A 19,781-nucleotide genomic window follows, 5' to 3' on the forward strand; every position below is an offset into this window, starting at 1 on the left:
CCGAGACTTATTCTTTCGGCATGCCGACCGGCGGCGCAAGGCGCCGTTGCGCGGCAATGCGGAAGGGGGCGTTCATGGCGCCATAACCGCCGTAAGCACCACGCCTTTCGATGATCTCGAAAAAGAAACCTTCCCCGAAGGTGCGGCTGTAGATCTGGAAATATTCGCCATTGTCGTCGCGGTCATAAAGAATGCTCGCGGCCCTCAGAGCATCGGAAAATTCCGGCTCCAGCCCGAAGCGGGCTTCGAGATCGTCGTAATAATTGCGCGAGATCGGCAGGGCTTGGAAACCGCGCGCCTGCATCGCCTTGGCCGTGGCGAAAATATCGTCGGTGGCGAAGGCAATGTGCTGGATGCTGGTGCCGAAACCCTCCGCCAGGAATTTGCCGGCGAAGGTCTTGCGGTTGTCCGCACCGTTCATGGTCAAGCGGAAATGCGGTTCCGGCACGCTTTCAATCGCCTGGCTGCGCACCAGCCCGCCCGGATCGACCACATCCACCATCGGCGTGCGGCGGGAGGAAAACAGCGAGGTGTAGAACAGAAGCCAGGTCAGCATTTCATCATAATGCGTTGTTTGCGCGAGATGATCGATGCGCGTCAGCCCGGTATCGCCTGCCGCCTTCTGCCCCTGCGTCGGTACGAATTCCTTGTCCCAGATGGAGGCGAGCGCCGGCGAAGCATCGAGGAAATAGATGACGCCGTTGCCCACGCCCTGAATGGCGGGAACGGCGACTTCACCCGTCTTGCGCGGTTCTGCGAAGGTCGGTGCGCCGAGGGCTTCGGCACGTGCCAGCGCCGCCTTGGCATCGTCGACCTTCAGCCCGAAGGCATAGGCATTGGTGCCGTGGATCGAATAGGAAGCACCGGCAAAGCTGTCGCCGTCATCGCTGGTATTGATGACGATGCGGATATCGCCCTGCGTATAAAGATCGACCGTGCGGTTGCGATGTTGCGCCGATTTTTCAAAGCCGAGCGTGGCGAGCAGCGCTTCCAGATTGGCCTTTTCCTCCGGCGCCGTGGTGAATTCGACAAATTCCACGCCCTGTGTCTCAACCCGTTCCGGCATGGCGGGCACGTCGATGTGGATATCGGGTTCGAGGCGGCGTACCTGGTCCATGAGGTTGATGAGCGAACGGTGGCCATCTTCAGCAAGCAGCCGGGCCGAGCCGCCGCGGAACTGGTCGTTGAAGATTTCCAGCGACAGCGGGCCGCTATAGCCGGTCGCGGCCACGGCGCGCATGAAATCCACGACCGGCAGATCGCCTTCGCCCGGCATGTTGCGGAAATGGCGGCTCCAGTAGAGCAGGTCCATGTCGATCAGTGGCGCATCGGCCAGCTGCACGATGAAGATCTTGTCGCCGGGGATTGAGCGGATCGAATTGGGATCGATCTTGCGCGACAGCGTGTGGAAACTGTCGAGAATGATGCCGACATTGGCGTGATCGGCACGACGCACCACCTCCCAGGCATCGCGATGATCGCTGATATGGCGGCCCCAGGCCAGCGCCTCGTAACCGACGCGCACGCCGTGTTTTGCGGCGAGTTCGCCAAGCTCGTGGAAATCGGTCGCCGCGCGGTCGATGCCGCCGAGCGACACCGGTGAGACATTCGAGCAGATCAGCATCAGGTCGGTGCCGAGTTCGCCCATGATATCGAATTTGCGCTGGGCGCGCTCAAAAGCGCGGGTCCGGTGCGGCTCCGGCATGCCCTCGAAATCACGGAACGGCTGGAAGAGGGTGATATCGAGACCATGATCGGCGGCCAGCGCCTTTACCTCGCGCGGGGAGGCGTCGTAGGTCAGGAAATCATTCTCGAAAATCTCCACGCCGGAAAAGCCGGCCTTGGCGATGGCCGCCAGCTTTTCGGGGAACTCGCCGCTGATGGACACGGTTGCAATGGATGTGCGCATTGGCATGCCGTGTCTTCCTGTGTCATAGCTCGCCATATTGCCTTCCTTTTCAGCCTTATGTACTAATTGGTTAATAAGCAGGGCGTGACCGCAGGCCGCCGCCGCATCGATGGAATGGATGATGACCAAAAGCGCGACTTCGAACGCAACCCGAGAAAGCCGGCAGGCGAAGCGTGATCCGGAAGGGGTTCGCCGCGACATTCTTTCCGTCGCCATGGAGGAGTTTTCGCAGAACGGCCTCTCCGGCGCGCGCATCGATGAGATCGCGGCGCGCACGCGCACGTCCAAGCGCATGATCTATTATTATTTCGGCGACAAGGAAGGCCTCTACAAGCGCGTGCTGGAGGAGGCCTATGCGCAGGTGCGCGGTGGTGAAGGCAACCTTGAGCTTGATGATCTGGAGCCTGTTGCCGCACTCGAGAAGCTCTGTCGCTTCACCTTCGAGCATCATCGCCGCAACCCCGCTTTCGTCCGCATGGTCATGACGGAAAACATTCACCACGGCAGGCACATCAGGGTTTCGGAAGCGATCCGCAACGTCAACCGGCCCGCCATCGAAATCATGCGTCGAATATTGAAGCGCGGGCAGGATGCCGGCCTGTTCCGGCCCGGACTGGATGCTCTTGAACTGCATTGGCAGATCAGCGCACTGTCTTTTTACAACGTCTCGAACACCGAAACCTTTTCGTTCAATTTTGGCGATACGCTTTTCAGTGAGGCCGGCCAGGAAGCGCTGTCCGCGCATGTGGCGGAGATGTTGCTGCGCTATGTGCTGAAGCCCGAACATATTACGCGGATCGGGAAAGACGGTTGATGAGGTGGCGTAACGCCACCCCGTAACCTTCGATGCCGAGGCCGGCAATCACGCCTTCGGCACGGGTCGACACATAGGAATGGTGTCGGAAGACCTCGCGTTTGTGGATGTTGGAAATATGGACCTCGATGACCGGCGCCTCGAAGGCGTTCAACGCATCGAGGATCGCCACCGACGTATGGGTAAAGGCGCCCGGATTGATGACGATGCCCGCGGACTTGCCGCGGGCTTCGTGGATCCAGTCGATCAGCTCATATTCCCGGTTGCTCTGGGCAAAAAACAGCTCGTGGCCGGCGGTTTCGGCGATCGCACGGCAATCGGCCTCGACATCGGCGAGCGTCTCGTAACCATAGATTTCCGGCTGTCGTTGGCCGAGCAAATTGAGGTTCGGACCGTTCAGGATTGTAAAAAGGCTCATGCCACGCCCTCCGCCATGCAAAGTTCGGTAAAATGCGCCGTCATGCGTTTCGCATCCGGTTCGCGGCCACAGAAGAGGCGGAATGCGCCGACAGCCTGAAACACGGTCATGCCGCCGCCGGGCAGGGTGCGGCACCCTTTGCGGGCCGCGGTTGCCAGAAGCTCGGTCACCAGCGGCATATAGACGATATCGGCGACCCAGTGCTTTGGTTCGATCAACTCGGCCGCAACCGGCATGCCGGGATGGGCGGGCATGCCCATCGGCGTGGCATGGATGAGGCCATCGGCAAAGGGCAGTGAGCCGGCCGGGTCTTTGACCGCGAAGGCGCGGTTTTCACCAAAACGGGCATTGAGCTCGTCGGCGAGACGTTCGGCTCTTGGAAAATCCCGGTCGAAGATATCGAGACGGGTTATATCGAGCTTCAATGCGGCATGGGCCACCGCAACGCCGGCCCCACCCGCGCCGACCAGAAGCCCCCGGTCGCGCTTTGCGTCCGGCAGGCCGCGTACGAAGCTCTCGTAAAAGCCGTACCAGTCGGTATTGTGGCCGATGCGGCGGCCATCCCGGAAGACGACGGTGTTGACCGCGCCCAGCATGCGGGCGTCGTCGGAGAGCTCATGCAGGTGCGGAATAACGGCCTGCTTGAAGGGATGGGTGATGTTCGTTCCGGCAAAACCGCGCGCCTCCAGCTCGTCGAGAAGAGCGGGAAGGGCACTCTGCGGCAGTTTGCGGGCGGTGACATCCACAAGCTCATAGGAATAGTCGAGGCCATGGGCCGAGCCCTCGCGCATGTGCAGCGCGGGTGATTTGGAAAGCTGGATGTCGGCGCCTATCAGGCCGACCTTGTAGGTGGTTTTTTCTGTCATGATCACGTGTCGCTCATCGGACGGTGTGGGAGAGGCGGGACGTGCCCGCCTGTCTGTGAGCGCGCGAACCTCAGTGGTGGGCGAGAATTTCGCCGAGGAACGTGCGCGTACGCTGGTGCTTGGGGTCGCGGAAGAATTCTTCCGGCGGGCCTTCTTCGATGATCTCGCCTTCCGACATGAAGACGACGCGGTCTGCGACCTGCCGGGCGAAACCCATTTCATGGGTCACACAGATCATTGTCATGCCGTCGCGGGCCAGCCCAATCATGGTGTCGAGCACTTCCTTCACCATTTCCGGGTCGAGCGCCGAAGTCGGCTCGTCGAACAGCATCGCCTTCGGTTCCATGCACAGCGCCCGGGCGATTGCCGCACGCTGCTGCTGGCCGCCGGAAAGCTGCGCCGGGTATTTGTCGGCCTGGTTGAGGATGCGCACGCGCTCCAGATATTTGCGTGCCGTCGCCTCCGCATCGGCCTTGGAAAGACCTTTCACGCGCATGGGGGCGAGGGTACAGTTTTCCATGATGGTCTTGTGCGGGAAGAGGTTGAAGCTCTGGAATACCATGCCCACTTCGCGGCGAACCGCATCGATGGCGCGGCTGGAATCCGACAGCGTGGTGCCCTCGACCGTGATCTTGCCCTCCTGGATTTCCTCCAGGTGGTTGATGCAGCGGATGAGGGTGGATTTTCCCGAACCCGACGGGCCGCAAAGAACGATCTTCTCGCCCTTGCGAACCGTCATGTTGACGTTTTTAAGCGCATGGTAGGCTCCATACCACTTTCCAACCCCTTCAAGGGCGATCAGCGGAGCCTGAGCGGCGGATTGCGACATGGAACTTTCCTTCATGCTTGGCAGCAGTTTCAGTTGACGGTGTAGGGGATGTCCGGAAGCGAGGCCGGGAACTCCGGAACCGGGCGCTTCATCCATTTGGCATAGACTTTTGCGAGGTCGCCATTGGCCTTGGCCTTGTCGAGCCAGGCGTTGAGCGCCTCGTTCCAGTCCTTTTCACCGGGGCGCGTGGCGGCGCTGTTGTAGAGGGTCACGAGGTCGAACTTCACCTCGTAATCCTTGCCACCGGCCGCCGCGAGGCGGTCACCATAAAACTGGTTGCCGCCGATCGCCTCGATCTGGCCCGACAGGATCGCCTGGATGGTGGCGGCGTCGTCATCGAAACGAAGGATATTCGCTTTTGTCCCCGCACCAGCCGTCAAGGCCGTATCCATCGGGCTGGATTTTGGTGCGCCAACGGTCATTCCGGTCAGATCGTCGAAATTGGCGATCTTCTTGTCCTTGGTGGCGTAAACCGACATGACGTTATGCGCGTAAGGCTGTGCATATTGCACGTTCTTGGCACGTTCCGGTGTCATCCCCATCGACGCGAACAGGGCGTCGACCTTGCCGGTGCGCAGCGACGGAATGCGGTTGGCGACGGCAAGCGGCACGAACTCCACTTTCAGGCCGAGATAATCCGCAAAACTCCGCGCCAGATCGGCATCATAACCTTCCTGGACGCCGCTGGAATTGATGAAGCCCCAGGGCGCATTGTCACCTTGAATGCCGATCACGATCTTGCCGCTGGATTTTGCTTCTTCCAGCGTTCTGGCCTCTGCGCCTGCGGGCGAAAGGATCGGCAGCAGGGCTGCCAATCCGACTGCGAGGGCTGTGCGCCAGGCAGTGTTTTTCTTAAAGATTCCCATTGGTCACTCCTCCCAATTTCAGTCTCGTCGGATCCTTCACTTCACGGTGAAAGGAATATCCGGCAGGCTTTCCGGGAAAGCGGGAACTTCGCGCTTCATCCACTTGTCGTAGATCTTGGCGAGCTGGCCATCGGACTTGATCTTGTCGAGGAAGGTGTTGATGGTCTCGTTCCAGTCCTTTTCGCCTGGACGTGTGCCGGCGCCGTTATACATCGTCGTCAGATCGAACTTCGATTCGTATTTGCCCTCGGCAGCCTTGTTCAGCCGGTCACCATAAAACATGTTGCCGCCAACCGCTTCGACCTGGCCGGAAATCAGCGCCTGGATATTGGCGGCGTCATCGTCGAAGCGCAGAATATTGGCCTTGGAACCCGCGCCGGCGGTGATGGCCGTATCCATGGCGCTTGATTTCGGCACGCCGACGTTGAGGCTGGTCAGATCGTCAAAGCCGGCGATCTTCTTGTCCTTCGGGCCGTAGACGGAAAACACGTTGCCGACGTAGGGCTTGGAATATTGGATGCTCTTGGCGCGTTCGGCGGTCATGGCCATGGTGGCGAAAAGCACGTCGACCTTACCGGTCAGAAGCGCCGGGATGCGGTTGGCCACGGCGAGCGGAACGAACTCCACCTTGACGCCGAGATAGTCGGCAAAAGCCTTGCCGATATCGGCATCGAGACCATCCTGCACGCCGCTGGAATTGACGAAGCCCCACGGCGAGTTGTCGCCCTGAATGCCGATGACGACCTTGCCCTTGGCCTTGGCTTCTTCCACCGTGCCGGCGAAAGCATCGGCCGGTGCGACGAAGGGCAGGGCGACGGTTACCGCGGCGAGCGCGAGTAGGGCACGGCGTGAGAATTTCGTGTTGGTAGTTTTCATCTTTTGCTCCTCCTTACAAAGCTGATGAGATGATTTTTGGTAATTAGCGGGACGCGGCCTGCAGCCGCTTTTCAACACCGGCGCCCCATAGCGAAAGCGGCCAGCAGATCAGGAAATAGATGATGCCGACGATGGCGAAGACGGTGAGCGGGCGGAACGTCTGGTTGGAGACGATCTGGCCGGCACGCGACAGCTCGACGAAGCCGACGATGGCCGCAAGCGAGGTGCCCTTGATGAGCTGCACGAGGAAACCGATGGTGGCCGGCAGCGAAATCTTGAAGGCCTGCGGCAGAACCACGTCCTTCATGCGCGATATGTAGTGCAGGCCGAGCGCATTGGCGGCCTCCGTCTGACCCTTCGGCACCGCCTGGATGCCGCCGCGCCAGATTTCGCCAAGGAAGGCGCTGGCATGCAGGGTAAAGGCGATGGCGACCGCAATCCAGGCATCGACGTTGAGGCCCGCAAGCGCCACGCCGTAATAAACCACGAAAAGCTGCATCAGGAGCGGCGTGCCCTGAAAGACGGCAATATATGCCGTGCTTGCGCGCTGGATCGCCGGGCTGTCCGCGACGCGGGCAAGCGCCACGCAAAGGCCGAAAATGCCGCCGCCGATAAAGCCGATAATGGTCAGGGCAAGGGTCCATTTCAGGCCTTGCATCAGGAAGAAAAGTTCGTTGGGACCGATGGATGCCATTGTCTTTTCCTCACTTGACCGGATAGCTGAAGGACGCACGCGAGATGAGCGCAAAAATGCCCATCATCAGCGAGGAAATGACCAGATAAAGCAGCGTGATCGAGAAATAGACCTCGAAGGAACGGAATGTATCCGCCTCGATCTTCTGCGCCACCGAGGTCAGTTCGTAAGCCGCGATCGACGTGCAGACCGAGGTGGTCAGCGTCAGCATGATGAACTGGCTGGTGAGCGAGGGATAAACCGCCCTCAATGCCGGCTTTAAGATGATATGGCGGAAGATCTGAGCGCGGTGCAGGCCGAGTGCCAGCCCCGCCTCCACCTGGCCCTTGGGAATGGAATCGACACCGCCGCGAATGATTTCAATCGCATAGGCACCGCCGTTGAGGGCGAGCGCGATGATGGCGGTGACCGTCGGGTTGAGCTTGATGCCAATCTGCGGCAGGGCGAAGAAGATGAAGAATATCTGCACCAGAAACGGCGTGTTGCGGATGGCTTCCACGAAGCCGATAACGAGCCCGCGCAGCAGCTTGAAGCGCGAACGGCGGGCAACGACGCCCAGAACGCCGATGACGGTGGCGAGCGACATGCCGGCAATCGCCAGGCCGATTGTCGCAAGACAGGCCAAAAGCAGCTCGGGCAGGCGTTCTATAACCGCCGAAAAATCGAGACTGTAAGACATACTTCCTCCCAACCCGTTCGGGTCCGAACAGGCGTTTCGCCTTGTCCGCATCGCTTTGGAACCTCGCGGTACCAAAGCCCTCCATTTGTCTGTTTCTGCCGCTGCTGGCTTGAAACCCTTGTCGGCGGCATGGTGTTAATCTTAATGTTTGTACCAGTTAGTTCATTTTTGTGTCAAGCGGTATGTCCGGTTAAAAAGCAGCTTTTGTGCTGTTTTTTCATTCTCTGGATTTCTGAATAAAGTCTTTTTTATCAATGGCTAATGCGAAGAATCGCAAGCGCTTTCCACGCGTCGCCACATCGTCTCCGGCCTGCCGCCCGGCAGTGCCCGGAAACCCCGTCTGCACATAAAATCGACCGGCCTTGCGGCTAGTTTTCGCCTGTGCCCAGCCTGTCTATCTGCTCGGCCAATCGCTCGGCGATCAGCAGCGAGGCACCCGTTGCCGTCACCATTTGCGGAAGCGACAGCCATTCCAGCATCCAGCTCGCGCCGGACCGTTCCTGCTCATGCACGAGCGACTGGTGCAGCGCGGAGATCTGCACGGCATTAAAGCGTGCGAGCGCCACCAGCGTTTCGGCATTGACCGGATTCTGCTTGTGCGGCATGGCGGAAGAACTGCCGCCGCCGGAGAGGCGGATTTCCGTACCGAGCTCGGCCATCAGCGCGATATCCTGCCCGAATTTGCCGAGCGCTCCGGTGACGAGTGAGAGAATATTGCCGAACTCGACGATGCCGTCGCGCTGGCTCTGCCATTGCGGCCTGTCGGCAAGGCCGAGCCGCCTGGCAAGATCGGTGCGGACGGTTCCGGCATTGTCACCGAGTTTTTCCAGCGTGCCGGCAGCACCGCCGAATTGCAGGGCAAAACCGTTCTGCGCGAAGGTTTCGAGCCTGAGAAGGTGGCGCTCGAGCGGCGCAATCCAGCTTACCGCGCGGTCGGCCACCGTTATTCCGATGGCGGCCTGCATGCGGGTATAACCGGTAAGCGCGTTATGGCCATCGCGGGAGGCCAGGTCGCCCAGGGTGTCGATGAGCCGGCCGAGCCGGGCGGCGATGATTTCGGTCGCAGCCTTCAGCCGCAGCATCAGGCTCGTATCGATGACATCCTGGCTGGTCGCGCCGAAATGCACTTTTTCCGCCGCCTTGCCGGCGACGGCTGCCCGCATCTGCCGGATAAGTTCGGGAACCACAACGCCGTCTTTCGCGACGCCCTGGCGAAGGGCGGTCAAATCGGCAGCAAAGTCCGAAAGCCCCGAGACGATCGCCTCCGCCACGTCCTCGGAAATGATGCCGGCTCCAACCTGTGCCTGCGCCAGAGCCGTCTCGAAACGGACCATGGCGTCGATATCCGCTTTTGCCGAAAACAGCTCGACGATCTCGCTGTCGCCGAAAAGGCCTGAGAGAAACGGATGCTCGAAGGGGGAAAGGCTCATCTTCCGTCTCGCTCAGATATCGAAGAACACGGTTTCGCCTTCACCCTGAAGGCGGATATCGAAACGGTAGACGTTGCCTTCCTCTTTTTTGGCGACAAGCGTGGCGATGCGGCTTTTCTGCTCGATGCGGGCAAGAACCGGGTCGGCCGCATTGGCCTCCTGTTCTTCCGGGAAATACATGCGGGTCTGCAGGCCGATATTGATGCCGCGGGCAACGATCCAGAAGGTGATGTGCGGCGCCATCGGCCGGCCATCGCGGAACGGCACCTTGCCGGGCTTGATGGTCTCGAAGACGAATTCGCCGGTATCCATGTCACCCGGCGAGCGGCCCCAGCCGATGAAATTCGGGTCGGCCTTGCCGCGGGTTTCGCTCAGGCTGTTGTAATAACCGTCGGTATCCGCCTGCCAGATTTCGATCAGGGCGTCCTTCAGCGCCATTCCGGCGCCATCATAGACCGTGCCGCGCACGCTGATGCGTTCGCCGTGGGCTTTGTCGTTATAAAGCGCACCGGAACCGAGATCCTTTTCGAACACGCCTTCGATACCGACGAAATTCGGCGTGCAGCCGATATGCACATAAGGGCCTGCCGTCTGCGAGGCGGTTTCCTTGAAATAGTTGAGCGGCTGAACCATGGTCAGTTGCCCTCCATGCGGTTTTCGAAAAGGGTCGAGCGGCGGCCACGCAGGACGATATCGAACTTATAGGCCAGCATGTCCATCGGCAGCGTCGCATTCATGTCGAGCGGCGCGATCAGCCTCTTGATCGCATCCTCATCCGGAATGGTCTTGACGATCGGACATTTCCAGATCAGCGGGTCGCCTTCGAAATACATCTGGGTGATCAGCCGTTGGGCAAAACCGTGGCCGAAGACCGAGAAATGGATATGGGCCGGGCGCCAGTCATTGACCCCGTTCGGCCAGGGGTAAGCGCCCGGCTGGATGGTCTTGAACCAGTAATAGCCGTTCTCATCCGTGATCGTGCGGCCGACGCCGCCGAAATTCGGATCGATGGCGGCGAGATAACTTTCCTTCTTGTGGCGGTAACGGCCGCCGGCATTGGCCTGCCAGAACTCCACCAGCGCGCCATCCACGCCACGGCCGCGCTCGTCCAGCACCCGGCCGTGCACCAGAATGCGCGGGCCGACGGGCATTTCGCCGGGGCGGGCATAGTTGAGGATGAGGTCGTTATCCAGCGGGTTGAGCATGCCATGGCCGAAGACGGGGCCGGTGATCTCGCTTTTCGTGCCTTCCAGCGAAATCAGCGCGCGCTGCGGTGAACGCAGGATCGAGGTTTTGTAGCCGGGCGCATAGGCCAGCGGATGGATATCGCGGTTGCGCGCGAAGAACGGTCCGGTTTCGGGCGGCTGGTTGCTCATTTCGTCTCCTCCCCATCGCCAGAATTATCAGGGGAACTATCGGCCTTCATGCTGGCGAGGGCAAGCTTGGCGATTTTGAAAGCATGGTTGGCGGCGGGAACGCCGGCATAGATCGCCACATGCAGCAGCGCCTCGCGGATGTCGGCTTCGGTGGCGCCGGTATTGGCGGTGGCGCGCACATGCATGGCCAGTTCCTCATCCTGACCGAGCGCGGCAAGCAGGGCAATGGTGACCATCGAACGCTCGCGCTTCGTCCAGTGATTTCCGGACCAGACGGTGCCCCAGGCGGCTTCGGTGATGAGCTGCTGGAAGGGCTGGTCGAAACCGGTCGTCACCGTCTGCGCGCGGTCGACATGGGCATCGCCCAGCACGGAGCGGCGGGTCTTCATGCCCTGTTCGAAACGTTCGTTTTTGTCGATATGGTCCGCCATCGGTCAATGCTCCGGCAAGGTCTTGAGAAAAATGGAGGCCGCCTGTGCGTAGACGAGCGGCTGTTCAAGGCAGGGGATGTGGCCGCAGCCGGCAATGGTGACGACGCGGCTCGCGGGGATGAGGCCCGCCAGCGACTGCACCAGTTCCGGCGGGGTGGAACCGTCCTGATCACCTGCAACACAGAGCGTCGGCACGGCGATGCGCCCGGCCTCTTCGGTATAATCCGCATCGCGGATGGCGGCGCAGGTGCCGCTGTAGCCGGCTTCCGGCTGTTGCGAGAGCATGTTGCGCGCGCCGGCATAGGCGGCATTCTCAGGCTGGCGGAAAGCGGGTGTGAACCAGCGCTCCATGACGGGGTCGATCAGCGAGGCGAGGCCATCGGCGGCGATTTTGTCGATACGGGCATTCCACATCTCAGTCGTGCCGATCTTGTGAGCGGTGTTGCTGAGCACCAAAGCGCGGACGAGATCGGGCCGGCGGGCATAAAGCCCCTGCGCAATCAGTCCGCCGACCGACAGGCCCCAGATGACGGCGCTTTTGACGCCGAGATGATCGAGAAGTGCGATCAGGTCACCGGCATGATCGTCGATGGAATAGGGAGCGCGCCCGACATCGGAAAGGCCATGGCCGCGCTTGTCGTGCAGCACATAGGCATAGTCATCGCCGAGCGCCTCGATCACCGCATCCCAGATTCGGAAATCGGTGCCGAGCGAATTGATGAAGGCAATCACAGGTTTGCCGCCGTCCAATCCCCTGACGCGATAATGGATCACAGTCTCGCCGCAGCGCAGAAAATGCATGGCATGCTCCTCCTATGAAGGATATTGCAAGCCGGTTCCGGTTAAGTAAAATGACATTATCGATGAAAATCATAACCTGTGGATTATATGAGCGATGGTCGATCAGCGTATCAAGTTCCGGCACCTGCAAACCTTCGTGGAGGTGGCGCGCCAGAAAAGCGTCATTCGCGCTGCGGAAATCCTGCATGTCAGCCAGCCGGCGGTGACGAAGACGATCCGCGAGCTGGAAGAGATTCTCGGCGTCTCGCTGTTTGACCGGGAAGGGCGCGGCATTCGCATCAGCCGCTATGGCGAGGTGTTTCTGCGTCATGCCGGTGCGACGATGACGGCGTTGCGCCAGGCGGTCGATTCGGTCTCGCAGGAGGCGGCGCGCGCCGGGCCGCCGGTGCGGGTCGGTGCTCTGCCCACGGTTTCGGTCCGCATCATGCCGAAGGCGATGGCCGGTTTTCTGGCCGAGAAGACCGGCAGCCCGGTGAAGATCGTGACAGGCGAAAACGCCGTGCTGCTGGAGCAATTGCGCGTCGGCGATCTTGATCTCGTCGTTGGGCGTCTCGCCGCGCCGCAGAAAATGGCGGGTTTTTCCTTCGAGCATCTTTATTCGGAAAAGGTGCGCTTCGTGGTGCGCGCCGGCCACCCGTTGCTGTCACCGGGCCTTTCGGTGTTCGACCATCTGCATGAATATCCGGTGCTGATGCCGACACGGCAATCCGTCATCGGCCCCGTCGTCGAGCAGTTTTTGATCGCCAACGGCGTGCCGGCTCTGCCGATCCGCATCGAAACCGTGTCGGATGCCTTCGGCCGCGCCTTCCTGCGCACCAGCGATGCGATCTGGATCATCTCGGAAGGTGTTGTGGCGGCGGATGTGGCCGATGGTATTCTGGCCATCCTGCCGGTCGAGACCGGTGATACCAGCGGCCCGGTGGGGCTGACGGTCCGCGCCGATACGCAGCCCTCGCTGCCGCTGTCGCTGTTGATGCAGGCCATTCGCGAGGCGGCGGGCGAGTTGCTGGATGGGAGGACGGAGGCCGGTTCCTGATACGAGGGGCGGCTGTGGGAAAATCTGAGAAGCTTTCCTCCGTCATGTCGGACTTGATCCGGCATGACGAACAAGCCGCTTGTCTCGTGCTGTTTGTGTCGATCCTCCTAATAAGGAAGTCCCACATAATTCTCCGCAAGCGCCGTGGAAGCGGCGCGCGATTGTACGAGGTAATCCAGCTCCGCCTCCTGAATACGCTGGCCGAAATCCTCCGTATCGGGAAAACGGTGCATCATCGTCGTCATCCACCAGGAAAACCGCACCGCTTTCCAGGCGCGGGAAAGCGCCCTCTGCGAATAGGCATCGATGCCGGCTTCAGACCTGTCACGATAAAACTCGATCAGCGCCTCGCTCAGATAATGCACATCGCTGGCCGCAAGGTTGAGGCCCTTGGCGCCGGTCGGCGGTACGATATGGGCGGCGTCGCCGGCCAGAAACAGCCGTCCGAACCGCATCGGCTCGCTGACGAAGGACCGGAGCGGCGCGATGGATTTTTCGAAGGACGGGCCGGTCACCATGGCATCCGCATGATTTTCCGGCAGACGGCGGCGGATTTCATCCCAGAAGCGCTCGTCGCTCCAGTCCTCCGGCCGGTCATCCAGCGAACATTGGATGTAATAACGGCTGCGCGTGTGCGAGCGCATGGAACAGAGCGCAAAACCACGCGGATGGTTGGCATAGATGAGTTCGTGGTTGACCGGCGGCACATCGGCGAGAATGCCGAGCCAGCCGAAGGGGTAGACCTTCTCGAATTCCTTGATCGCGCCTTGCGGCACGGATTTGCGGCTGATGCCGTGGAAACCATCGCAACCGGCGATGAAATCGCAATCGATCCGGTGGCTTACGCCGTCTTTCTGATAGGTGACATAGGGACTTGCGCCATCGAAATCATGCGGCTCGACATTTCCGGCGTCGTAAATGGTGACGAGGCCTGCCGCTTCGCGCGCATCCATCAGATCATGCGTCACCTCGGTCTGGCCATAGACCATCACACGTTTGCCGCCCGTCAGATCGAAGAGATTGATACGGTGGTCGCGACCATCGAAGGTCAGCGAAAACCCGTCATGCGGCAGGCCTTCCCGGTGTAGACGCTTATCCGCGCCGACCTTTTCCATCAGCTGCACGGTGCCTTCTTCCAGCACGCCGGCGCGGACACGGCCGAGGATATAATCCTTGCTGACCCGGTCAAGAATGACGGTCTCGACGCCGGCTCTCGCCAGAAGCTGGCCCAGCAGAAGCCCCGATGGGCCGGAGCCGATGATGACGACCTGTGTACGCATTGTTTCCTCCCGAACTTGTCTCCGGTCAAGAAATTGACCAAGGCGGGTCACAAGCTCAATGGACTTTCCGGTCCGTAAATTGCACAATCCGACCATCAGGCGGAGGAGTGGGGTGAGATGCGGGTAACTGCCAATGAAGGGCTTTACGGCGAAGAAGCCGCGCAGGGCACCGATTTTCGCTTCCATTGCGAGACGCTTTTTTCGCGGAGCAGTCTGCACCGCTTTGAAATCGGCCTGCACCGTCATGCCGCCTTTCTGCAAATCTTGTACATTTTTGGCGGTGAGGGCGATGCGTTGCTGGAGGGTCGCATCGAGCCGATCCGCCCGCCGGTCGCCATCATCGTGCCGCCGGGTTTCGAACATGGCTTCCGCTTCTCACGCGATATTGGCGGGGTGATCGTCACCATGCTGCCGGGTGCCTTGCCGGCATCGGTGCAGGCGCTTTTGCTGCGGAATTTCCAGCAGCCGGTGCTTCTGCCCCTGCGGGATTTTGCTGACAAAGAAGGCCTACGCAGCGGTTTCGAACGGATTTCCACGGAATATGAGGCCCGCGAGATCGGTCGCGACGCGATGATCGAAGGCCAGCTCGCCACTGTGGTTTCGCTTCTGTCACGGGCGGCGCGGCCGCTTCTGGAAACCAGCGGCGAAGGCCTTGCCGAACAGCGTTTTGAACGGTTGCTGTCGCTGATTGCCCGCCATATTCGCGAGCCGCAGAAAGCCGGGTTTTATGCAGGGAAGCTCGGCCTTTCCGAGACGCATCTCAACCGGCTCGTCCGTTCGGTCTCCGGCCTCAGCCTGCAAAGGCTGATCGCCAAGCGTCAGATCGAGATCGCCCAGCAGGAGCTGATCTTTACAGTCTCCAGCGTGCAGATGATTGCGGAAGGGCTGGGTTTTGCCGATCCCGCCTATTTCAACCGCTTCTTCAGGCGGGAGACCGGCATGACGCCGCGCGCCTGGCGTCTCGCCGAACAGCGCAAAATGGGCGATACCGGCGCGCGGCTGACACCGCCTCAGACCAGCATACGCGCCAGCTCCCGCTGAACGGAAAGAAGCGCCGGCAAATATCGCTCCACCAGATATTCCATCGAGGCGACCGAAGCGGCGAGCCCGACATTGAGGGCGGCGACCGTCTGGCCACGCACGCTTTTCAGCGGCACGGCGATGGAGCGAAGACCGATTTCAACTTCCTGATCGATCAGGGCATAACCGCGATGAGCGGTCACTTCGATTTCGGCGAGCAGGGCGTCCATGTCGGTGATCGTCTTTTCCGTGCGGGCGACCAGCCGGGAGGCTTCGAGAATGCCGCGCCGCCGCTCGGCTGGCTGCGCGGAAAGAAGGACGCGGCCCATTGAGGTGCAATAGGCGGGCAGGCGTGACCCCGGCATCAGCGCAATCGACATGACCCGCTGCTGGGCGGCGCGGGCGACATAAACGATTTCGGTCTCGTCCAGAATCGAAACGGAGGTGCTCTGGCCGATCTCCTCTGAGAGATGGTCGATGAGAGGCTGCACGATCTTCGGCAGCGGCATGGTGGCAAGGCAGCCGGTGCCGAGCCGCAGCACTTTTGGCGTGACGGTAAAGAACTTGCCATCATAGGCGGCATAACCGAGCTCCGAAAGGGTCAGCAGACAGCGGCGCGTCGTGGCGCGGTCCAGCCCGGTGATCTCGGCGGCATCGGAGATGGACAATCGCGGCCGCTCGGCGCTGAAGGCCTCGATCACCCGCAATCCCTTTGCGAGACCGCCCATCATGTCTCTTTCGCTGACGGCCATGCCTAAGCTCCATTTGTGCGATATACGAACAAAAATCATATAACGCACAAAACCCTTGCCGTCGAGGCAATTTCGGCTTTACCTCATGGCCACGCAGCCTTGCTGGTTCCATCCGCTCGGCTGGATGGAGGTTTTGAGAATGGACAAGACAATCAAGAGCGCGGAAGAGGCGCTTGCCGGCATCGGCGATGGTGCGACGATCATGATCGGCGGTTTCGGCGGCTCCGGCGCGCCCATCGAGCTGATCCACGCGCTGATCGACAAGGGGCCGAAGAACCTGACGGTCATCAACAACAATGCCGGCAATGGCCGCATCGGCATCGCCGCGATGATCGACGCGGGCATGGTCAGGAAGATGATCTGCTCCTTCCCACGCTCTTCCGATCCGCGCGCTTTTACAGATCGGTATCTGGCCGGCGAGATCGAACTGGAACTGGTGCCGCAGGGCACGCTTGCCGAGCGTATCCGCGCTGGCGGTGCGGGCATTCCGGCCTTCTACACGCCGACCGGCTTCGGAACGGAACTGGCACAAGGCAAAGTCATCGCGGAATTTGACGGCCGCTCTTACGTTCAGGAACGCTGGCTGAAAGCCGATTTCGCCATCGTCAAGGCCGAGCTTGGCGATACCTATGGCAACCTCACCTACAACAAGGCTGGGCGCAATTTTAACCCGCTGATGTGCATGGCCGCAAAGACCACCATCGCGCAGGTCTCAAAGATCGTCGCCGCCGGCGAGATCGACCCGGAGCATGTCGTGACGCCAGGCATTTTTGTGAACGGCGTGGTGGAAATCCCCGATCCGCAACAGGAAGAAGTTCTCATTCGTGCGGGAGTAGCCTACGCATGACAAAGACCATCGACAACCGCGAAGACATCAAGCTTTCCAACGCCCAGATCGCCTGGCGCGCGGCGCAGGACATCGAGGACGGCGCTTACGTCAATCTCGGCATCGGATTTCCGGAAATGGTGGCGCGCTACCAGCCGCCCGGCCGTCAGGCGATCTTCCACACCGAAAACGGTATCCTAAATTTCGGTGAAGCGCCGCCGGAAGGCGAGGAGGACTGGAACCTCATCAATGCCGGCAAGAAGGCCGTCACGCTGAAGCCCGGTGCGGCCTTCTTCCACCATGCCGACAGCTTCGCCATGGTGCGCGGCGGGCATCTGGATGTGGCGATCCTCGGGGCCTATCAGGTGGCGCAGAATGGCGATCTCGCCAATTGGCGCGTCGGCTCCAAGGGCGTGCCGGCCGTTGGCGGGGCCATGGATCTGGTGCATGGCGCCAAGCAGGTTTTCGTCATTACCGAACACGTCACCAAGAATGGCGAACCGAAGCTGGTTGAAAAATGCGCCTTCCCGCTGACCGGCGTCGGCTGCATCACCCGCATCTACACCAGCCATGCTGTGATCGACGTGGTGGATGGCCGTTTTGTGCTGCGCGAAAAACTGCCGGCAATGACATTTGAGGAATTGCAGGCCATGACCGGCGCGCCGCTGCATGTGGATGGTGCGGTAACCGATCTCGTCGCACCGGAACTTTGAGGAAACACCGATGACCGAAGCCTATATCTGCGATTATATCCGCACGCCCATCGGCCGCTTCGGCGGCGCGCTCTCCTCCGTGCGGGCCGATGATCTCGGCGCGGTGCCGCTGAAGGCGCTGATGGAGCGCAATACGTCCGTCGATTGGGAGGCCGTCGAGGATGTGATCTTCGGCTGCGCCAATCAGGCGGGCGAGGACAACCGCAACGTGGCGCGCATGTCGCTGCTGCTTGCCGGCCTGCCGGTTTCCGTGACCGGAACGACGATCAACCGGCTGTGCGGTTCGGGCATGGATGCCGTCATCGCAGCTGCGCGCGCCGTCAAATCGGGCGAGGCGGAACTGATGATCGCCGGCGGCGTGGAAAGCATGAGCCGCGCGCCCTTCGTTCTGCCAAAGGCGGAAAGCGCCTTTTCGCGCAATGCCGAAATTTACGACACCACCATCGGCTGGCGTTTCGTCAATCCGCTGATGAAGGCGCAATATGGCGTCGATTCCATGCCGGAAACGGGCGACAATGTCGCGGTCGATTATCAGGTCTCGCGTGAGGATCAGGACGCCTTTGCCGTGCGCAGTCAGCAGAAGGCGGCTGATGCGCAGGCCAATGGCCGTCTCGACAAGGAAATCGTTTCGGTGACGATCCCGCAGCGCAAGGGTGATCCGCTGGTTGTCGCCAAGGACGAACATCCGCGGGCGACCAGTCTCGAAGCGCTGGCGAAGCTGAAGCCGGTGAACAAGCGCGATGGCGCGACGGTGACGGCGGGCAATGCATCGGGCGTTAATGACGGCGCGGCCGCCCTCATCATCGCTTCAGCAGAAGCGGCGAAGAAATATGGCCTCACCCCCATCGCCCGCATCCTCGGTGGCGCCGCCGCCGGTGTGCCGCCACGCGTCATGGGCATCGGCCCGGCCCCGGCCTCTGCGAAGCTGCTGGCCCGGCTCGGGCTGAAGCAGGAGCAGCTCGATGTGATCGAGCTGAACGAGGCCTTCGCCAGCCAGGGTCTGGCGACGCTCCGCCAGCTCGGTATTGCCGATGACGACGCGCGGGTGAATGCCAATGGCGGCGCGATCGCGCTTGGCCATCCGCTTGGCATGTCCGGCGCCCGCATTGCCGGCACGGCAGCGCTCGAACTCTCGTTGACCGGCAAGCGGCTTGCGCTCGCCACCATGTGCATCGGCGTCGGGCAGGGTATCGCCGTGGCCTTGGAGCGGGTCTGACGGGATAGCGGCATTTGGTATCGGATAGGGGGCGAATGCCGCTGCCTCGATTTCCTCTTGAGTGACTACGGCTAGTCCGGCATTCGCTTGGCGATTTTCTCGTGTTGGTGCAGCCTCCCGCCTCATTCCCGTGCTTGTCACAGGAAGCCAGCCGACGCGCGTCCTTTCCTGAGTGAGGCGCTGCTGCGTCGCAAGCACCTGTGTATTCAGCTCATCGGAAGCACGATTGCTGACGAACTGGCCATTATTTTCCTGCAGGCCGTTTTCGCGACGGAAATCGGTCGCGCGCTTTTCGGCGGCAGGCACATTCTTGCGCATTTCCTCGAGTTGCTTCTTGAGATCGTCGACGACGCAACTGGCTGCTGTCGGAGGTCGTCTGGAACAGCTCGCTCTCGAAGGCCTTGACGATGGCGGCCTTGGAGACTGCCGCCGATTTTTTCCGCATCATTGGTCCAGACCGAAAGCGTCACGACGAAGGAACGCAGGTCGCGCTCAGCCGCCACCCGGTCGCCAAGTGAACGAAGCGCGCCGACCCGGTTGTCGCCATCGTCAGGTGCGGAAGAAAACATCGCCTTCAACTAGGCAAGCGGTGGTGGCGTTATGAATTCACGGGTCCGGATTGAGCTTCAACTCGTCCACCACCCGCGCCAGCACGTTGCGTGAAGTGATGGTGCGCAGCTTGCTTTCCAACTCGAGGATTTGTGTTATTCACATTATCGATTTGCACCTCAAAAGAATTTATGGAAACGGAGTTTGGTATGAGCCTGAAATTCGGAACAAGTGGCCTTCGCGGCCTCTCCGTCGATCTGAAGGGACAAGCCTCCGCCATTTATGCCACGGCATTTGCAAGGCACCTTCTCACATCGGGTCAGGCAAAAATGGGTGATCCCATTCTCATCGGCCGCGATTTTCGCGATTCGAGCCCGGATGTTTCAGCCACCTGCATCGC

The 19,781-nt window shown here is 60.8% G+C and carries 21 protein-coding genes and 2 pseudogenes; 7 read left to right on the plus strand and 16 right to left on the minus strand.

The window, feature by feature from the left end; all coding sequences use genetic code 11:
- Positions 1-7: 7 nt before the first annotated feature.
- Positions 8-1,909 (minus strand): bifunctional sugar phosphate isomerase/epimerase/4-hydroxyphenylpyruvate dioxygenase family protein, encoded by a 1,902-nt coding sequence (locus QD336_RS19310; protein WP_499171813.1) that lies wholly within the window; start codon positions 1,907-1,909, stop codon positions 8-10.
- A 121-nt stretch (positions 1,910-2,030) separates the two neighbouring features.
- Between QD336_RS19310 and QD336_RS19315 the strand changes: the two genes are divergently transcribed.
- Positions 2,031-2,723: a TetR/AcrR family transcriptional regulator gene (locus tag QD336_RS19315; RefSeq protein WP_400821040.1), complete on the plus strand. Its 693-nt coding sequence runs from the start codon at positions 2,031-2,033 to the stop codon at positions 2,721-2,723.
- Here QD336_RS19315 and aroQ read toward each other — a convergent pair.
- The 12 genes from aroQ to pcaD form a co-directional block, all read right to left on the minus strand.
- Positions 2,698-3,141: a type II 3-dehydroquinate dehydratase gene (aroQ, locus tag QD336_RS19320; RefSeq protein WP_499171791.1), complete on the minus strand. Its 444-nt coding sequence runs from the start codon at positions 3,139-3,141 to the stop codon at positions 2,698-2,700. The two genes, QD336_RS19315 and aroQ, sit on opposite strands and share 26 nt — an antisense overlap.
- Positions 3,138-4,007 (minus strand): shikimate dehydrogenase, encoded by an 870-nt coding sequence (locus QD336_RS19325; RefSeq protein WP_499171792.1) that lies wholly within the window; start codon positions 4,005-4,007, stop codon positions 3,138-3,140. Before QD336_RS19325 ends, aroQ begins: the two co-directional genes overlap by 4 nt.
- 70 nt (positions 4,008-4,077) lie before the next feature.
- Entirely contained in the window at positions 4,078-4,836 is a 759-nt protein-coding gene (locus QD336_RS19330) for an amino acid ABC transporter ATP-binding protein (protein WP_499171793.1), read from the minus strand.
- 29 nt (positions 4,837-4,865) lie between these two features.
- Positions 4,866-5,702, minus strand: a complete 837-nt coding sequence (locus tag QD336_RS19335; RefSeq protein WP_499171795.1) for a transporter substrate-binding domain-containing protein — start codon at positions 5,700-5,702, stop codon at positions 4,866-4,868.
- 36 nt (positions 5,703-5,738) lie between these two features.
- Complete coding sequence (locus QD336_RS19340; RefSeq protein ID WP_499171796.1) at positions 5,739-6,578, minus strand: transporter substrate-binding domain-containing protein; 840 nt, start codon at positions 6,576-6,578, stop codon at positions 5,739-5,741.
- Positions 6,579-6,621: 43 nt separating this feature from the next.
- Positions 6,622-7,272: an amino acid ABC transporter permease gene (locus tag QD336_RS19345; RefSeq protein WP_269343126.1), complete on the minus strand. Its 651-nt coding sequence runs from the start codon at positions 7,270-7,272 to the stop codon at positions 6,622-6,624.
- Between the two features lie 10 nt (positions 7,273-7,282).
- On the minus strand, positions 7,283-7,951 hold the full coding sequence (locus QD336_RS19350; RefSeq protein WP_006316551.1) for an amino acid ABC transporter permease: 669 nt from the start codon (positions 7,949-7,951) through the stop codon (positions 7,283-7,285).
- Between the two features lie 368 nt (positions 7,952-8,319).
- Positions 8,320-9,381: a 3-carboxy-cis,cis-muconate cycloisomerase gene (locus tag QD336_RS19355; protein ID WP_499171797.1), complete on the minus strand. Its 1,062-nt coding sequence runs from the start codon at positions 9,379-9,381 to the stop codon at positions 8,320-8,322.
- 12 nt (positions 9,382-9,393) lie between these two features.
- Positions 9,394-10,014 (minus strand): protocatechuate 3,4-dioxygenase subunit alpha, encoded by a 621-nt coding sequence (gene pcaG, locus QD336_RS19360; protein ID WP_499171798.1) that lies wholly within the window; start codon positions 10,012-10,014, stop codon positions 9,394-9,396.
- 2 nt (positions 10,015-10,016) lie between these two features.
- Positions 10,017-10,757, minus strand: a complete 741-nt coding sequence (gene pcaH, locus QD336_RS19365; protein WP_077984025.1) for a protocatechuate 3,4-dioxygenase subunit beta — start codon at positions 10,755-10,757, stop codon at positions 10,017-10,019.
- On the minus strand, positions 10,754-11,188 hold the full coding sequence (gene pcaC, locus QD336_RS19370; RefSeq protein WP_404504479.1) for a 4-carboxymuconolactone decarboxylase: 435 nt from the start codon (positions 11,186-11,188) through the stop codon (positions 10,754-10,756). Before pcaC ends, pcaH begins: the two co-directional genes overlap by 4 nt.
- A gap of 3 nt (positions 11,189-11,191) precedes the next feature.
- A complete protein-coding gene (gene pcaD / locus QD336_RS19375; RefSeq protein WP_499171800.1) occupies positions 11,192-11,989 on the minus strand; it encodes a 3-oxoadipate enol-lactonase in 798 nt (265 codons plus the stop codon).
- 94 nt (positions 11,990-12,083) lie between these two features.
- On the opposite strand from pcaD, the gene pcaQ reads away from it, so the two are divergent.
- Complete coding sequence (gene pcaQ / locus QD336_RS19380) at positions 12,084-13,025, plus strand: pca operon transcription factor PcaQ (RefSeq protein ID WP_499171801.1); 942 nt, start codon at positions 12,084-12,086, stop codon at positions 13,023-13,025.
- A 107-nt stretch (positions 13,026-13,132) separates the two neighbouring features.
- Here pcaQ and pobA read toward each other — a convergent pair whose 3' ends face one another.
- Positions 13,133-14,305 carry a 4-hydroxybenzoate 3-monooxygenase gene (pobA, locus tag QD336_RS19385; protein ID WP_499171802.1) on the minus strand — a complete coding sequence of 391 codons (1,173 nt, stop codon included), beginning with the start codon at positions 14,303-14,305 and terminating at the stop codon, positions 13,133-13,135.
- Positions 14,306-14,422: 117 nt separating this feature from the next.
- Here pobA and QD336_RS19390 point away from each other — a divergent pair, with 117 nt between their 5' ends.
- On the plus strand, positions 14,423-15,346 hold the full coding sequence (locus QD336_RS19390) for a helix-turn-helix domain-containing protein (protein ID WP_269343141.1): 924 nt from the start codon (positions 14,423-14,425) through the stop codon (positions 15,344-15,346).
- On the opposite strand, the gene QD336_RS19395 is transcribed toward QD336_RS19390, so the two are convergent.
- On the minus strand, positions 15,316-16,077 hold the full coding sequence (locus QD336_RS19395; RefSeq protein ID WP_499171803.1) for an IclR family transcriptional regulator: 762 nt from the start codon (positions 16,075-16,077) through the stop codon (positions 15,316-15,318). The genes QD336_RS19390 and QD336_RS19395 overlap by 31 nt on opposite strands.
- 139 nt (positions 16,078-16,216) lie before the next feature.
- Between QD336_RS19395 and QD336_RS19400 the strand changes: the two genes are divergently transcribed.
- From QD336_RS19400 to pcaF, 3 genes are read left to right on the plus strand one after another with little or no spacing between them, the layout of a single operon-like run.
- Entirely contained in the window at positions 16,217-16,924 is a 708-nt protein-coding gene (locus QD336_RS19400; RefSeq protein ID WP_499171804.1) for a 3-oxoacid CoA-transferase subunit A, read from the plus strand.
- The gene (locus QD336_RS19405) at positions 16,921-17,616 is read left to right on the plus strand and encodes a CoA transferase subunit B (RefSeq protein WP_499171806.1); all 696 of its coding nucleotides are present in this window, start codon (positions 16,921-16,923) and stop codon (positions 17,614-17,616) included. Before QD336_RS19400 ends, QD336_RS19405 begins: the two co-directional genes overlap by 4 nt.
- Positions 17,617-17,626: 10 nt before the next feature.
- Positions 17,627-18,832, plus strand: coding sequence for a 3-oxoadipyl-CoA thiolase (pcaF, locus tag QD336_RS19410; protein ID WP_499171807.1), 1,206 nt, complete (start codon positions 17,627-17,629; stop codon positions 18,830-18,832).
- A 155-nt stretch (positions 18,833-18,987) separates the two neighbouring features.
- Here the strand turns inward: pcaF and uppM are convergent.
- Positions 18,988-19,537 (minus strand): annotated as a pseudogene (gene uppM, locus QD336_RS19415) (polysaccharide biosynthesis protein UppM); the annotation flags it as partial.
- Between the two features lie 53 nt (positions 19,538-19,590).
- On the opposite strand from uppM, the pseudogene QD336_RS19420 reads away from it, so the two are divergent.
- A pseudogene (locus QD336_RS19420) lies at positions 19,591-19,781 on the plus strand (phosphomannomutase); the annotation flags it as partial.

Source organism: Rhizobium sp. BR 250 (assembly GCF_047445855.1).
In the GTDB taxonomy this organism is placed as follows: Bacteria; Pseudomonadota; Alphaproteobacteria; order Rhizobiales; family Rhizobiaceae; genus Agrobacterium; species Agrobacterium tumefaciens_I.